The 14,474-nt window shown below is 68.8% G+C and carries 13 protein-coding genes and 2 tRNA genes; 7 read left to right on the top strand and 8 right to left on the bottom strand.

The window, feature by feature from the left end; genetic code table 11:
- Positions 1–9 precede the first annotated feature (9 nt).
- Positions 10–819 (top strand): YcnI family copper-binding membrane protein, encoded by an 810-nt coding sequence (locus O7608_RS28320; protein ID WP_289207455.1) that lies wholly within the window; start codon positions 10–12, stop codon positions 817–819.
- Here O7608_RS28320 and O7608_RS28315 read toward each other — a convergent pair.
- Positions 755–2,062: a glycosyltransferase 87 family protein gene (locus O7608_RS28315; protein ID WP_502959149.1), complete on the bottom strand. Its 1,308-nt coding sequence runs from the start codon at positions 2,060–2,062 to the stop codon at positions 755–757. The genes O7608_RS28320 and O7608_RS28315 overlap by 65 nt on opposite strands.
- Before the next feature lie 111 nt (positions 2,063–2,173).
- Here O7608_RS28315 and orn point away from each other — a divergent pair, with 111 nt between their 5' ends.
- Positions 2,174–2,764 (top strand): oligoribonuclease, encoded by a 591-nt coding sequence (orn, locus tag O7608_RS28310; protein ID WP_289207454.1) that lies wholly within the window; start codon positions 2,174–2,176, stop codon positions 2,762–2,764.
- Positions 2,765–2,887: 123 nt separating this feature from the next.
- Positions 2,888–2,963, top strand: a tRNA-His gene (locus O7608_RS28305).
- A gap of 65 nt (positions 2,964–3,028) precedes the next feature.
- On the opposite strand, the gene O7608_RS28300 is transcribed toward O7608_RS28305, so the two are convergent.
- Together O7608_RS28300 and O7608_RS28295 are read right to left on the bottom strand one after the other, a co-directional pair.
- A complete protein-coding gene (locus O7608_RS28300) occupies positions 3,029–4,354 on the bottom strand; it encodes a L,D-transpeptidase (protein WP_289211072.1) in 1,326 nt (441 codons plus the stop codon).
- Between the two features lie 218 nt (positions 4,355–4,572).
- On the bottom strand, positions 4,573–5,868 hold the full coding sequence (locus tag O7608_RS28295; RefSeq protein WP_289207453.1) for a L,D-transpeptidase: 1,296 nt from the start codon (positions 5,866–5,868) through the stop codon (positions 4,573–4,575).
- A 186-nt stretch (positions 5,869–6,054) separates the two neighbouring features.
- Here O7608_RS28295 and O7608_RS28290 point away from each other — a divergent pair.
- The 3 genes from O7608_RS28290 (at position 6,055) to O7608_RS28280 (ending at position 7,702) form a co-directional block, all read left to right on the top strand.
- Positions 6,055–6,130 (top strand) — tRNA-Lys (locus O7608_RS28290).
- A 146-nt stretch (positions 6,131–6,276) separates the two neighbouring features.
- Positions 6,277–6,672 (top strand): NUDIX domain-containing protein, encoded by a 396-nt coding sequence (locus tag O7608_RS28285; protein ID WP_289207452.1) that lies wholly within the window; start codon positions 6,277–6,279, stop codon positions 6,670–6,672.
- Positions 6,673–6,850: 178 nt separating this feature from the next.
- On the top strand, positions 6,851–7,702 hold the full coding sequence (locus tag O7608_RS28280) for a hypothetical protein (RefSeq protein WP_289207451.1): 852 nt from the start codon (positions 6,851–6,853) through the stop codon (positions 7,700–7,702).
- Here O7608_RS28280 and O7608_RS28275 read toward each other — a convergent pair.
- The 4 genes from O7608_RS28275 to O7608_RS28260 form a co-directional block, all read right to left on the bottom strand.
- Positions 7,695–8,621: an IS3 family transposase gene (locus O7608_RS28275; RefSeq protein ID WP_289207450.1), complete on the bottom strand. Its 927-nt coding sequence runs from the start codon at positions 8,619–8,621 to the stop codon at positions 7,695–7,697. The genes O7608_RS28280 and O7608_RS28275 overlap by 8 nt on opposite strands.
- Positions 8,618–8,929 (bottom strand): transposase, encoded by a 312-nt coding sequence (locus O7608_RS28270; protein ID WP_289207449.1) that lies wholly within the window; start codon positions 8,927–8,929, stop codon positions 8,618–8,620. The genes O7608_RS28275 and O7608_RS28270 overlap by 4 nt, the downstream gene beginning before the upstream one ends.
- A 158-nt stretch (positions 8,930–9,087) precedes the next feature.
- A complete protein-coding gene (locus O7608_RS28265) occupies positions 9,088–9,537 on the bottom strand; it encodes a carboxypeptidase-like regulatory domain-containing protein (protein WP_289207448.1) in 450 nt (149 codons plus the stop codon).
- 156 nt (positions 9,538–9,693) lie between these two features.
- A complete protein-coding gene (locus O7608_RS28260; protein WP_289207447.1) occupies positions 9,694–10,671 on the bottom strand; it encodes a trypsin-like serine peptidase in 978 nt (325 codons plus the stop codon).
- A gap of 305 nt (positions 10,672–10,976) precedes the next feature.
- On the opposite strand from O7608_RS28260, the gene valS reads away from it, so the two are divergent.
- Entirely contained in the window at positions 10,977–13,532 is a 2,556-nt protein-coding gene (gene valS, locus O7608_RS28255; protein ID WP_289207446.1) for a valine--tRNA ligase, read from the top strand.
- A 174-nt stretch (positions 13,533–13,706) separates the two neighbouring features.
- On the opposite strand, the gene O7608_RS28250 is transcribed toward valS, so the two are convergent.
- A complete protein-coding gene (locus tag O7608_RS28250; protein ID WP_289207445.1) occupies positions 13,707–14,414 on the bottom strand; it encodes a DUF899 family protein in 708 nt (235 codons plus the stop codon).
- Positions 14,415–14,474: the final 60 nt, after the last annotated feature.

Below are 14,474 nucleotides of genomic sequence, written 5' to 3'. Positions count from 1 at the left end.
GGTTCCTTCATGCTCCGTCACCGACGCACGCTGGCCCGCGCCGTGGCGCTCACCGGCGCGACCGTCGTCGCCGGCGTCATCGGACTGGCCGCTCCCGCAGCCGCGCACATCACCGTCAACCCGTCGGAGGCGGTCGTCGGCGACTACGCCCGGCTGGCGTTCCGGGTGCCGAACGAGAGCGACGAGCACAGCACCACCCAGGTGGAGGTGGTGATGCCGGAGGACGCGCCGATCGCGTCGGTCACCCTGGCCCGGGTGCCCGGCTGGACGGCCCAGGTGCAGAACCAGCCGGTCGACCCGCCGTTGGAGGTGCACGGCGCCCAGGTCACCGAGGCGGTGGCCCGGATCGTCTGGACCGCCGACGACCCGCAGGCCGGGGTCCAACCGGGCGAGTTCCTGGAGTTCCCGGTCTCCCTCGGCCCGCTGCCCGACGCCGAGCAACTGGTGTTCAAGTCGCTGCAGACCTACTCCGACGGCACCGTGGTGCGGTGGATCGAGGTGCCGGTTCCCGGCCAGGACGAACCGGCCACCCCGGCGAGCGTGCTGACCCTGGTGCCGGAGGGCGCGCAGGCCCCCGCGGCCGGTGGTGGTGCGGAGACCGTCGACGAGGCGCCGGCCGCCGAGGCACAGCCCGGCACCGACACCGGTGACTCCCCAGTGGCGCTCGGGCTCGGCCTCGCCGGACTGCTCGCCGGCCTCGGCGGGTTGGCACTCGGTGGCCTGGCGTTCGACCGGACCCGGCGACCCGCGCCCGTTACAGCTTCGGGGCCGGCTCCGGCGTCGGAGGCGTCGTCGAGTGGTGGCGGATCGGCAGACTGACCAGCAGCAGCGCGGCGGTCAGCACGTACAGGTTGCGCAGCAGGAACGTCGCCGGGTCGTCGGTCGGCACCTTGTCGTGCCCCCAGTCGATCAGCGACACCACCCCGAAGACCAGCACCGCGAACGTGACCGCCGCGACCAGCGCCGCGCCGGTGGCCTGGACCCCGCTGCGGACCGCCGGCGCGGCAGGCTGTCGCGTCGCGTCAGGTTGGTGCGGCTGCCGTACCGCCGCGTCGACCAGCAGGATCAGCGCCGGGACGAACCAGTAGACGTGGTGTGGCCAGGTGATCGGCGCGATCAGCGCGGCGACCAGCCCGGTCAGGGTCAGCCCGGCCAGTTCGTCGCCGGCCCGTACCGCCCGGGCGGCCCGCCACAGCCCGTAGCCGGCAACGACAGCGACCAGCGCCAGCCAGACCAGCCGGTTCGGCTCGTCCGGCGCGACGAGGCGGCCCAGCAGCCCCTGCAGCGACTGGTTGCCGGTGTAGTCGCTGCGGCCGACCCGGTCGGTGCTCCACAGCTCCCGGGTCCAGAACCGCCACGACTCGGCCGGCAGGACCGCCGCCGCGAGCAGCGTCGCGCCGGCCGCCGCGACGCAGGACACCAGCGCCGCCCGCCACCGCCGGGTGACCAGCAGGTAGACGATGAAGATGCCCGGGAACAGCTTGATCGCCGTCGCCAGCCCGATGCCGACGCCGGCCCAGCGGGACCGCTGCGGTACGGCGAACAGCAGGTCGGCCAGGATCAGCACCACCAGCAGCATGTTGATCTGACCGAGGAAGATCGTCTCCCGGGTCGGCTCGATCAGCACCACCAGCGGCACCGCCAGACCGGCCAGCCACCAGCGCGGCAGACCCCGGCGGCGGGCGATCGGGGTGACCAGCCAGACCGTGGTGACCACCACCGCCAGCAGGGAGCCGACGGTGAACACGGTCGCGGTGTCCACGTCGCTCAGCGCCGCGAACGGGCGCAGCAGCAGTGCGGTGAACGGCGGATAGGTGAAGTAGAGCTCACCCTGCACGACGTCGGGTTGGACGTAGTCGTAGAGCGGGTTGCCCTCGGCCCACCAGCGCATCGCGTTCAGGTAGATCTTCAGGTCGTAGAAGTCGTGCCGGTTGCCGTACCAGAGCAGGGCCGTGACCACGGCGGCGGCCAGGCCGACGATGACGCCGATCCGACGGGCGGTGTGCGGTCGGCCGCCGGCCGGGTGGGGGGCAGGGCGGTCCGGAACGGTGTCGGCGGGCACGACCGCGAGCCTAGCGGTCGCGTCGGTCCGGCGACGGTGACCGGTCGTGGGCCGGTCGTGGGCCGGTCGTGGGCTGGGCGCAGGCTGGACGTCGGCGCGTAGGCTGTCGGCGTGGCGGATCTTCTTGTCTGGATCGACTGTGAGATGACCGGGCTGGACCTCGGCAAGGACGCGTTGATCGAGGTGGCCGCGCTGGTCACCGATTCGGACCTCAACGTGCTCGGCGACGGCGTCGACCTGGTCATTCACGCCGACGAGGAGGCGCTCGCCGGGATGCCGGACGTGGTCCGCGAGATGCACGCCAGGTCCGGGCTGACCGAGGAGGTACGCCGTTCGGCGGTCACCCTGGCCGAGGCCGAGGACCGGATCCTGGAGTACGTCACCAGTTTCGTCCGGGAGCCGAAGACCGCCCCGCTGTGCGGGAACTCGATCGCCACCGACCGGGGCTTCCTGGCCCGGGACATGCCGCGGCTCGACGCCCACCTGCACTACCGCATGATCGACGTGTCGTCGATCAAGGAGCTGTGCCGGCGCTGGTACCCCCGGGTCTATTTCGGCCAGCCGGCCAAGGGGCTGTCGCACCGGGCGCTGGCCGACATCCAGGAGAGCATTCGGGAGCTGGAGTACTACCGACGGGCGATCTTCGTACCGCTGCCCGGCCCGGACGTCGACGCGGCCAAGGCGATCGCCGCCGGCCTGTGACCCGCCTGGTGCCCGGCCCGGCCCGTCGCTGACCTGCCGGGTGAACCCGCTCGACGGGAACCGCCCGGGTAGGGCTATCATTGGGCGGCACCGCACGCGGCAGTCTGTCGGGTGAGGTTCATGGTGGCTGTAGCTCAGCAGGTAGAGCACCGGGTTGTGGTCCCGGGTGTCGAGGGTTCAAGTCCCTTCAGTCACCCCAACACAAAGGGCCGGTCAGGATGATCCTGACCGGCCCTTTCGCTGTCCGTCATCCGTTCGCGGTCGTCACTGCCCGTCCCCGGCCGCGCTGCCCCCGTCGGTGTCGGTTCCGGTGTCGGTGTCGGTGTCGGTCGAGGATGGGTCTGCCGTCGGCGGTTCGTACGGCAGGGCGCTGCCGGCCACCAGCTCGTCCCAGCTGAGGTTCCAGACGGTCCAGCCGTTGCCGTTGGCGAGCTGCACCTCGGTGCCCTTGACGGTCACCGGGTCACCCACCTTGGTCTGGTTGAACAGCCACTCGGCGTTGGCGATCGACATGTTGATGCAGCCGTGCGACACGTTGCGTACCCCCTGGTCGGCCACGGACCACGGTGCGGCGTGGATGAACTCGCCGCCCCAGGTCAGCCGCTGGGCGTACTCGATGTCGGTCCGGTAGCCCTCCTCCGGGCCCAGCTCCTCGTATGTGTCGAAGACGGTCTCCTTGAGCTTCTCCATCACGATCATGGTGCCGCTCGACGACGGGGTCTTCGGCTTGCCGAGGCTGACCGGGATCTCCTTGATCGTCTGCCCGTCCTTGGTGACCGTCATCTTCTTTGTCGCGTTGTCCACGGTCATGACCAGCGCGGAGCCGACTTCGGCGTCGATCGTCAGGTCGTTGCGGCCGTACCAGCCGTCGCCCATCGGCAGTCCGCCGGTCTGCGCCTTGTAGAACAGCTTCGTGCCGGCCTGCCAGTACTCCTTGGGCCGGAACTGGACCTCGGTGGGGCTGACCCAGTACCAGACGCCCTCCTGGGCGGGCTCGGTCCGTACGCTCAGCCGGCGCTGCACGTCGTCGCGCTGCTCCTGCGGGATGTCCCGGCTGAACCGCAGGATCAGCGGCATCGCGACCCCGACCACGTTGCCGTCGCCGAGGAAACTGGAGACCCGGACCTGGTTGGCCGGCTCGGCCATCGTGCGGAAGCTGTGGCTGACGGTGGTCGTCTTGTCGTCGTCCCCGGTCACCGTCACCGTCGCGGTGTACGCGGTGTCCCAGGCAAGTTGACTGGTCGGCAGGAACTGGCCGCCGTCGGCGGTGACCTCGCCCTCCACCGCGTTGCCGGCGGCGTCGGTCAACTCGACCGTCGTCTCGACCGCCCCGGTCGCCGTGAACGTGACCCCGGTCGAGGCCGGCACGTCGGTGGCGTCTGCGGCCGGCCCGGTGATCGTCGCCTGTGCCTTCGGACTGGGCTCGGCCTCGACGCCGCTGCCACCCTGCCAGGTGGGCGCGTCGCCGCCGCCAGTGCAGGCACCGGTCAGGGCGAGCGCGGCGGTCGCCACGAGGGCCACGAGCGCCTGCGGTACGGGTGGGCGCGCCCGTCCGGTGCCCGACGGTGCCTGATTGCGGCTGACTCGCACTCGCATGATCTCCTCACGGAAAGTTCGGTCCCCGGCTCCCATCGTCCATCAATGACGCGGCAGGGCAACTCCCGGGTTCGTGCCTGAACGGTTCAAACACTGACACGACCGACCGAAATTCCCGATTGTTCGGGGCATTTTCGATCGGTCACGTCAGATTAGTCCGTTGTTTGCGTTTGTTCAGATGTCATACCTCACTGCGACACCTCGCCCCGATGTCATCCGGACGTCACCGAGGGTGCCGGGGTCGGCGTGCCCCCACCTGAGGGCGCTGGCGAGCCGGACCGCTGCTTCGGCGCGAGATCAGCCGGCACCGGCAGCGCACTGCCCTTGACGAACTCCTCCCAGGTCAGGTTCCACGCCGTCCACCCGTTGCCGTCGGCCAGCTTGCGCTCGGTCCCCTTGACCGTGATCGGATCGCCGACCTTGGTCTGACTGAACAGCCACTCCGCGTTCGCCATCGACAGGTTGACGCAGCCGTGCGACACGTTACGTACCCCCTGGTCACCGACCGACCACGGCGCCGCGTGAATGAACTCGCCACCCCAGGTGATCCGCTGCGCGAACGAGATGTCCGTCCGGTAGCCCTCCTCCGGGCCCAGCTCCGCGAAGGTGTCGAAGACGGTCTGCGCCTGCTTGTCCATCACCACCATCGTGCCACTCGACGACGGCGTACTCGGCTTGCCGAGACTCACCGGCATCTGCTTGACCAGCTTGTCGTCCTTGAACATCGACAGCTGCTTGGTGGCGTTGTCCACCTCCATCGTCACCTTGTCGCCGATCGTGGCGGTGGCACCACGGTCCTGGTCGCCGTACCGGCCGTCACCCGTCGGATGCCCGGCGAGCGCGATCCGCGCGGTCAGGCTGGTGCCGGGCTGCCAGTAGTCCGGTGCCCGGTAGAACGCCTGACTGCCGTTGGCCACCCAGTACCAGGTGCCCGGCTGCGGCGGGTCCGTCGAGACGAACATCCGCTTCTGCACGTTGGCCCGCTCCTTCTCCGGAACGCCCGGGAAGAACTCCACCACCACGGGCATCGCCACCCCGTACGTACGCCCGTCGAACAGGTAGAGCCCGGTGCCGGTCTGCGACCCCGACTTGCCCATCGTGCTGAACGTGGTGGTCTTCGTCTCCTCGTCCCCGGAGGCGCTCGTCGCGACCACCGTCGCCGTGTACTTCTTGTTGTTCTTCAACGGCTTGTCCGGCACCCAGGAGGTACCGTCGTCGCGCATGCTGCCGCTGACCTCGCCGCCGCCGTCCTCGACGAGCGTCACCGAGGTCACCTCCCCGCCGCTGACCGAGGTGCCGATCTCCGTACTGATCGGCAGGTCCTTCGCGTCAGCCTCCGGCGAGATGGCGAACTCGAACGGCTCCGGCGGCGGAGTCGGACTCGCCGACGCCACCTGACCGCTGACGAACCGTGGTGCCTCCTTGTCCGCTCCGCACCCTGCCAGTGCGGCCGGTGCGATGACTGCCAGTGTCACCGCGACCGACCAACGCCTCCTGACCCTGTCCATCCCAGTCCCCGTTCCTTGTTCCGTCCCTGCCGACATCGTGCATCACCCGCTACGCCCTTCGTGCCTGATCCGGAAGGGTGCCAGATCCGTGCACGTGGGCAGGTCGGCCGGACAGTCGGCTCGTACCCGGCAACCGGTTGGAAGACGGGCGGGCCGCCGTGCTACGGTTGCCGACGTTGTCAGCGAGCGCCGCTAGCTCAACTGGCAGAGCAGCGGACTCTTAATCCGCGGGTTGTAGGTTCAAGTCCTACGCGGCGTACCAGACAACAAGGCCCCGACCGGCGGTTTCCGCCCGGTCGGGGCCTTTTGCCGTACGCCGTACGGCCGGCTGGGTGCTCGCCGGGCGCTCGGGAGCCGCTGGACCGTTGCGGACACGGTGTGATGCCAGCAGTCAGGCTCGAAGATCAAATGGCTGACCGCCTCGTGCTGATCAAGCGGATCAAGCCAGGCCAGGCGCCGTACTGGACGACGCCGGGCGGTGGCGTGGAGCCGACGGATGTCTCCCTGGAGGCTGCGCTTCGTCGGGAGTTGCAGGAAGAACTCGGTGCCGAGGTCGATCGGTTCGCTCAGGTGTTCCTGTTCACCGCTCCCGCTGGTGAGGGCGTTTCCGTCCAGCACTTCTTCGCTTGCCGGCTACTTCGGCTCAACGAGGACGCCCGCACGGGGCAGGAGTTCGCTGAGCCGTCGCGTGGTGGCTACCAGTTGGACCGGATGAGGATCGACGAGCTGCCTGCGGTAGATCTAAAGCCGGAAGGGCTGACCGAGTTCATCTCTTCCAACAAGGAGGCCCTGCGCTCGATGTAGGGCAGGCTGATTGCTTGATCCCAGGTGGCGACATCGTGAGGGCCCATCGTGGGTGTTCCGGGAGTTGCTGCATGTGCCGACACTGGGGGTGGATGCCGTCGACTTGGCTGCCTTGACTTGATGTGACGGCGCGGATGCGCTGTGCTGGCGAGTGGCCGTCGTTTGATCGGGGGTGCTCGTGGCCGTGCAGGTGGACCCTGAGTGGTGGAACTCGGGATTTTGGAACGGCCGTCCGATCAGCGAGTCTCTGCGGCGGCGCGATGTCACTGCTGTCTTCCGCTTCCTCCACGCGCGGGGCGTGTCATACGGCAGGATCGCAGCTCTGGTCGGTGTCTCGTCCAACCGCGCTGCGGAGATAGCCAAGGGCGTCCGGCAGGTCACGGCCTACGAGGTGTTGGAACGGATAGCCGACGGTCTGAACATTCCGCGTCCGGCGATGGGGCTCGGCCGCGACGAGGACGCGGTTGTGCCTGTTGACCTTGGCCGTGTCGCTGTGGAGGGTGGAGCGGACCGGTCGCTGGCCGGTGTGGGTACCAGCGTGGAGGTCAGCGATCTGGTGAGACTTCGTCTGGGATTGGACGAGGCTCTGGCGGCGTCGAGCGTCGCTCCTCCACAACTAGAGTTGATCGAAGAGTCCGCCAGCGAGCACATGAGGGTCTACCCCTCGGCTTCGCCCCAGGTCATGCTGTCGTTTCTGGCTGCCGACTGCCGCGAGGTTCAGATGCTGTCGCAGCGGCGGCAGCCGGCGGCGGTCCAGTCCCGGCTGTCCGGGGTGGCGGCGTTGCTGGCGACGATGTGCGCTGATGCGTTGATGCGGCTCGGAGATGTGGCTGAGGCTCGGCGGTGGTACGGCACGGCAATCCACGCGGCGGACGACAGCGGGGAGCCTCGTTTCAGGGTGCTCGTGCGGGCCCAAGCGGCGATGCTGCCGTACTACTTCGGCGATCCCACCCAAACTGTGGCGTTGGCTGACGCGGCTTTGGCGGTCACATTGAGGTCCCCCCGCTTTCGTGGAGCGGTGGTTACCTGACGCCGGTCGGCGCCGGGATGGTTCCGTTCGAGTCTGGCTGATCGATTCGTGTCGACGCCCAGGCGGTCTCGTACTCGTCCGGGCTGAGGTAGCCGAGGTCACGCTGGATCCGACGAGGGTTGTACCACCCGTCGATGTAGGTGAAGATCGCGTTCTCGGCCTCGTCGCGGGTCCGCCACGACGTCCGGTACACCAACTCGGTCTTCAACGTCGAGAAGAAGTTCTCCATCAGAGCGTTGTCATAACTATCCCCAGTGGAACCCATCGACGGCAGAATCCCGTTGTCCGCCAACCGTTGCCCGAACCGGAACGACGTATAGTTCGACCCCTTGTCGCTGTGGTGGATCAACTCCTGATCCCGCACATCCCGCGACCAGATCCCGTACTCCAACGCGCCGAGGATCAGGTCGGTGTCGCACCGATCGGAGGTCTTCCACCCCACGATCCGGTTCGAGAACGCGTCCCGGACCGCCGCCAGCCAGAACACACCCTGACCGCACGGGATCCGGGTCGCGTCGGCAACCCACAACCGGTTCGGCGCCGACGCGGTGAAGTCCCGGTTGACCAGGTCCGGTGCCGGAGTGTGCCGCGGGTCCTGCTTCGTGGACCCGCCCCGCCAGCCACGTCGCAGGAACGCCCCCTGCCAACCCTGGCCGGCCATCAGCCGCTCCACCCGCTTACGGCCGACCCGGACACCGTCCCGCGCCAACCGCCGATGCACCCGGTCCGCGCCATAGGTGTGCCCCGACGCGACCCAGATCTCGTGGATGTTGGACAACAACGCCCGGTCGACCTCAGCCCGATCACACGGCCGGACCGTCTTGTCGCGCCAGCCGTAGTACGTCGACGCGGTGATGTTCAGGACCCGTAGCAGGAGCGCGACCGCGTAACGGCCACGATGTTCGTCAACGAACCTCATGACCGACGCCGGGTCGGGTCGAGCTCCTGGGCGAAATACACCGACGCGGCCTTCAAGATCTCGTTCGCCCTGCGCAACTCGGTGTTCTCCCGCCGCAACCGCCGGTTCTCCTCAACCATGTCCGTCGTCGGCCGATCACCGCGCTGACCCTGGTCGGCCTCGTCCTGACGGATCCAGTTGCGCAGCGCCTCGTGATGCACGCCGAGCTGGTCAGCCAGCCGACGGATCACCGGCTTCGGATCCGACTCCCGATACAACCGGACAGCACGAGCACGCAGCTCATCGGGGTACTTCTTCGGTGCTGGCACGAATGCCTCCTCCCATGGCCATCAGACCACGATCAGAAGCTCCGTGAAACCGGGGGGACCTCAAGAGCCGCCACTTCCAGGTACCTGGAAGTGGCGGCTGTTCGGTGTCCGGCTCCAGCTCTCGGCGGACGTCCCCGTTCACCGGGCCCGGAGGCTGATCAGCCGAGGGTGATCGGCACCCGGCTGGTCTCATCCGCCACCACCGTCACCCGCTGGGCTGCGACGACGTCCTCGCCCGGAACCCGTACGGTGAACTCGTACTCCCCCGGTGGCAGATCGGTCCAGGTGTACTCACCACGCGCGTCGGTCATCCGGGCGATGTCCTCGGCCAGTTCCGCAGGCATCGGCCAGTCGACCGTACGGACCTCCACCGGGATCACCGGGAGCGGCTCACCGGCCGGATCTCGTACCTCGATGATCGCCGTACCGCGGCCGGCGGCCGAACCCGGCGACGCCGAGGGCGCCTCCGGCTGTCGCGGGTCGGACACAGGGGTGTCCGGGCCGGTCGACGCCGACGGTCCGGGCGAACCCGATGATTCAGTGGCGCAGCCCGCCAGCAGCAAGCCGACGAACAGCACCGGCAGAAGCGCATGTCGTACCGGCTTCATGGCCAGTCCTCGTTTCACGGCCAGTCCTCGGATCACGTCAGTGTTCGATCACACAGAGTATCAAGATACCGGGGTGTGGTGCTGCCCGTCGCCGTCGTGCCGGTCCCCGTCCGGCGACCGGTCGTGCGGTCACCGGACAGGGCCGTCGGCTCCGTCCTACAGGTCACGCCAGTAGACGAAGTTGTTGAACACGGACTCGGTGATCCGCGGTCCGCTGTTGTGGTTGTTGTTCGGCGCGCCGCTGCCGTGGAGGCCGTGCGCGTGCACCGCCACCGCGCAGGGGCCACAGTCGGTCACGGAATATGTGTAGACAGGTCCGCCACTGTTACCGCCGACCGTGTCGTGAAGGTAGAACAACTCGGTGGACTGGGTCGCCCGGATCTGGTCGGAGCTGGCCCACTGGGTGCCGAAGGTCTTGTCCCCGCTGTAGCCCCGGTTGTAGGTCGACGTGCCATTCTGGCTGGCGGAGGTCCACATGAAACCGAAGGTTCCGGTGCTGTTGCCGACCGTGCAGTTGAGTTTCATCGCACCGTAGTCGTAGCCGTTGGTGAAGCTGTTCACCCACCCCCCGACCGAGTGCAGACTGGCCACGGTGCACGAGCCGTACGGCGTGGAACTGCCGTCGCGTCCCGGCCAGACCCTGAACTCGTTACGCGGGTACCACGCGGTGCCGTTACGGGGGTAGACGCAGTGCCCAGCGGTGATCAGCGTGTCGGCACCGATCATCCAGCCGGTGCAGTGCCCCCGGGTGACCCCACCGGAGGTACGGGTGATCTGGACCGTGGAGCTCGCCGGCCACCAGTTCGCCGGGGTCGTCTGGTACCGGCTGTCCGTACCGATGATGCTGCTGATGCCGATCTCGCCCGGCTCGGTCTTGCCTTCGACCTGACCGGCAGGCGCCCGGTCCGTCCCGTCGGCGCCGCGTCGCAGCGCCGGACCGGTGGCCCGGACCATCGTCTCGTCGATCCGCTCGGCGAGGACCGCCGGGTTGATGGTTACGCCCGTGTCGGAGACCGGGGTGACCGGGTCGACAGTGCCGGTGGGTGTGGCCGCAGCGGGTGTCGCCGCGGCGGCCAGCGTCAACGCCGCCGTCGCGACGAGGACGCCGAGCGTCCGGCGCGCCTTGTTCTCCATGGAACCTCCCGATGATGAGGTGGGCGTCCGGTGATCTCCACTCGAACGTATTCCCGTAGGTGAATCTTCATCGCCTTCTGCCCGCTGGCGAGACTTCTGTCCATGAACCAACAGTTATTCGACCATCATCGATAAGATCATCGGGCGGCAGCCATCGACGTTGCCTGGCCGAACCGGAGGCAGTTGAATCCACTGCCCGCCCGCCAGGTCGCCGCGTACGTCACCGAGGTGCTGCCGCTGTCATCGACCGGGAGCACGAAAATCCATTGCCGGGCGTACGGCGGCCGGCCTTAGCATGAGCGACTATGACTGACACCTCTGCGGGCTTCGCCGTGCCGTCGGCACCGTCGTTGAACGGGCTGGAAGACAAGTGGGCGCGTCGCTGGGAGCAGCAGGGCGTATACCGGTTCGACCGGTCCGCCGACCGGGCCGGGGTGTACTCCATCGACACTCCGCCGCCCACGGTGAGCGGGTCGCTGCACGTCGGTCACGTCTTCTCGTACACCCACACCGACGTCATCGCCCGCTATCAGCGGATGCGCGGCAAGGCGGTGTTCTACCCGATGGGCTGGGACGACAACGGCCTGCCCACCGAGCGTCGGGTGCAGAACTTCTTCGGGGTGCGCTGCGACCCCTCCCTGCCATACGACCCGGACTTCACCCCACCGGAGCGGCCAGGGAAGTCGGAGATCAGTGTGTCCCGGCGCAACTTCATCGAGTTGTGCGAACGGCTGACCGTCGCCGACGAGCAGGTGTTCGAGCAACTGTGGCGGCGGCTCGGGCTGTCGGTCGACTGGCAGCTGACCTATCAGACCATCGACGCCGACGCCCGGCGGGTGTCGCAGCGGGCATTCCTGCGCAACGTGGCGCGCGGTGAGGCGTACCTGTCCGAGGCGCCGACGCTGTGGGACGTCACGTACCGGACCGCCGTCGCGCAGGCGGAACTGGAGGACCGGGAGCGGCCCGGCGCGCAGCACCGGGTGGCATTCCACCGGCCGGACGGCAGCCCGGTCCACATCATGACCACCCGACCGGAGCTGCTGCCGGCATGCGTGGCGCTGGTGGCGCATCCGGACGACGAGCGGTACCGCGACCTGGTCGGCACCACCGTCCGTACCCCCTTGTTCGGGGTCGAGGTCCCGGTCACCGCGCACCGGCTCGCGGCGCCCGACAAGGGCACCGGCATCGCCATGATCTGCACGTTCGGCGACCTGACCGACGTGCTGTGGTGGCGCGAGCTGCAGCTGGCCACCCGGCCGGTCGTCGGCCGCGACGGCCGCGTCCTGGCCGACCCGCCGCCCGGCCTGGACGACCCGCAGGGACGTGCGACCTACGCCGAGCTGGTCGGGGCCACCATGCACACCGCCCGGGAACGGGTGGTGGAGCTGCTGCGCGCCTGCGGGGACCTGGTCGGCGAGCCGGAGAAGATCACCCATCCGGTCAAGTTCTACGAGCGCGGCGACAAGCCGCTGGAGATCGTCACAACCCGGCAGTGGTACCTGCGCAACGGGGGCCGCGACACCGACCTGCGGGAGGCGCTGTTGGCCCGGGGCCGGGAGCTGGCCTGGCAGCCGGAGTACATGCGGGCCCGCTACGACAGCTGGGTCGGCGGCCTGACCGGGGACTGGCTGGTCAGCCGGCAGCGGTTCTTCGGCGTGCCGATCCCGGTGTGGTACCCACTCGACGAGCAGGGCGAGCCGCTCCACGACCAGCCGATCCTGCCCGACGAGGCGACGCTGCCGGTGGACCCGAGCGTGGACGCCCCGCCGGGCTACCAGGCCGGGCAGCGGGGAACCCCGGGCGGCTTCGTCGGTGACCCGGACGTGATGGACACCTGGGCGACGTCCTCGCTGACCCCGCAGATCGCCGGCAAGTGGGGCACCGACGACGACCTGTTCCAGCGGGTGTTCCCGATGGATCTGCGCCCCCAGGCGCACGAGATCATCCGGACCTGGCTGTTCTCCAGCGTCGTCCGGTCGCATCTGGAGCATGACAGCCTGCCGTGGTCGCACGCCGCGATCTCCGGTTGGGTCCTGGATCCGGACCGCAAGAAGATGTCGAAATCCAAGGGCAACGTCGTCACTCCGCTGGCGCTGCTGGAGGAGTACGGATCCGACGCGGCCCGCTACTGGGCGGTCAACGGCCGGCCCGGCACCGACACCGCGTTCGACACCGGGCAGATGAAGGTCGGCCGCCGGCTCGCGATGAAGATCCTCAACGCCAGCCGGTTCGTGCTCGGCCTGGGTGCTCCGGTCGAGTCGGCCACGGTGACCGAGGCGTTGGACCGGGCGATGCTGGCGGACCTGGCCACCGTGGTCGACGACGCAACCGCCGCGCTGGAAAGCTACGACTACGCCCGCGCCCTGGAGCGGATCGAGCAGTTCTTCTGGCGGTTCTGCGACGACTACCTGGAGCTGGCCAAGAGCCGGGGGTACGGCGAACGCGGCTCCGCGCCGGCCGAGTCCGCCCGCGCCGCGCTGACCATCGCCCTGGCGACGCTGCTGCGGCTGTTCGCGCCGTTCCTGCCCTTCGTCGCCGAGGAGGTGTGGTCCTGGTGGCGCACCGGCACGGTGCACCGGGCCGCCTGGCCGACGGGTGACGAGCTGCGCACGGCGGTCGACGGCGCCGACGCCACCGCGCTGACCGTCGCCAGCCAGGTCATCGCCGCGATCCGCAAAGCCAAGTCGGAAGCGAAGCTGTCCATGCGGGCGGACGTCTCGAAGGTCCTGGTCCGTGCCGAGCCGGCGATGCTGGTCGCACTCGGCGGTGTCGCGGAAGATCTGCGGGCCGCCGGCCGGGTCGCGTCGCTCGACACGGAGAAAGGTGACCAGCCGGGCCTGAGCACCCTGGTGACGTTGTAGCAGCGTGTCCGCGTGCTGCACAACCGGTGCGGCGTCGAGGGTTACCGCGACCGTGACAGCCACCGTCGCACCCGCAAGCATTCGGGCTCTGCCGGAAGCGCCCGCCCGGGGCACGACGCAGCAGCAGCTGACACCGCAGCCGACCCGAGCATGATCACCTCGATCATCAGGACGTCATCGTGGTGCGACGCCGGGGCGTGACCATTGCGCGGTGGGGCGGCCGTCGAGACGCCACGGGTGCCCGGTGACCCGCGGCCAGCCTTCAGGCGAGTTTTCCCAGTTCTCCTGCCGGCCGTACACTGTGAGGTCCAGGGCGTGGTAGGTGGTCATCAACGCCTCCACACCCCGCCCGGTGGTCCAGTAGGTCTCGTAGACCTGGTCGCCGTCGCGCAGGTAGCACGCGATGAACCCGAAATTGCGACCGTCGGCCAGAGCCGCGTCAGAGTCTTTCGCCGAATACCAGGGGAACCTATAGCCCATGAACTCCGCGAACGGGGCACTTTCGTCGTAGGGCCCCTCGCAGAACACGGCGTAGGTGACGTCCCGAGCGTGCAGGTAGTCCAGCATCTGCATGTGACAGGTCGAGAAGGTACACCCCTCACACTGATGCTCGTACGGCTTGCCGTCGTGCCACATGTGGAAGTAGGCGATGAGCATCCGGCGACCCTCGAACACCTCCACCAGCGAGGTGTCCCCGCCAGGGCCCCGCACCGTCACCGCCGGCATCAAGGTCATCGGCAGCTGACGACGAGCAGCTGCGATCGCGTCTCCTTCGCGGGTATGGGCCTTCTCCCGGACCAGCAGTTCTTCGCGCTCGCGCAGCCAGGTCTCCCGGTCGACGACCGGAGGCGCGGCGGCGCTGGACGCGGGGGTTGCCGTCATGGCTGTCTCCTTCGTGGAGTGGGGATCGGTCACAGGTACAGACGACAGAGTCGGCGATCG

The organism is Solwaraspora sp. WMMA2056 (genome assembly GCF_030345095.1).
Classification (GTDB): domain Bacteria; phylum Actinomycetota; class Actinomycetes; order Mycobacteriales; family Micromonosporaceae; genus Micromonospora_E.
This window is presented reverse-complemented; position numbering and strand designations above follow the sequence as displayed.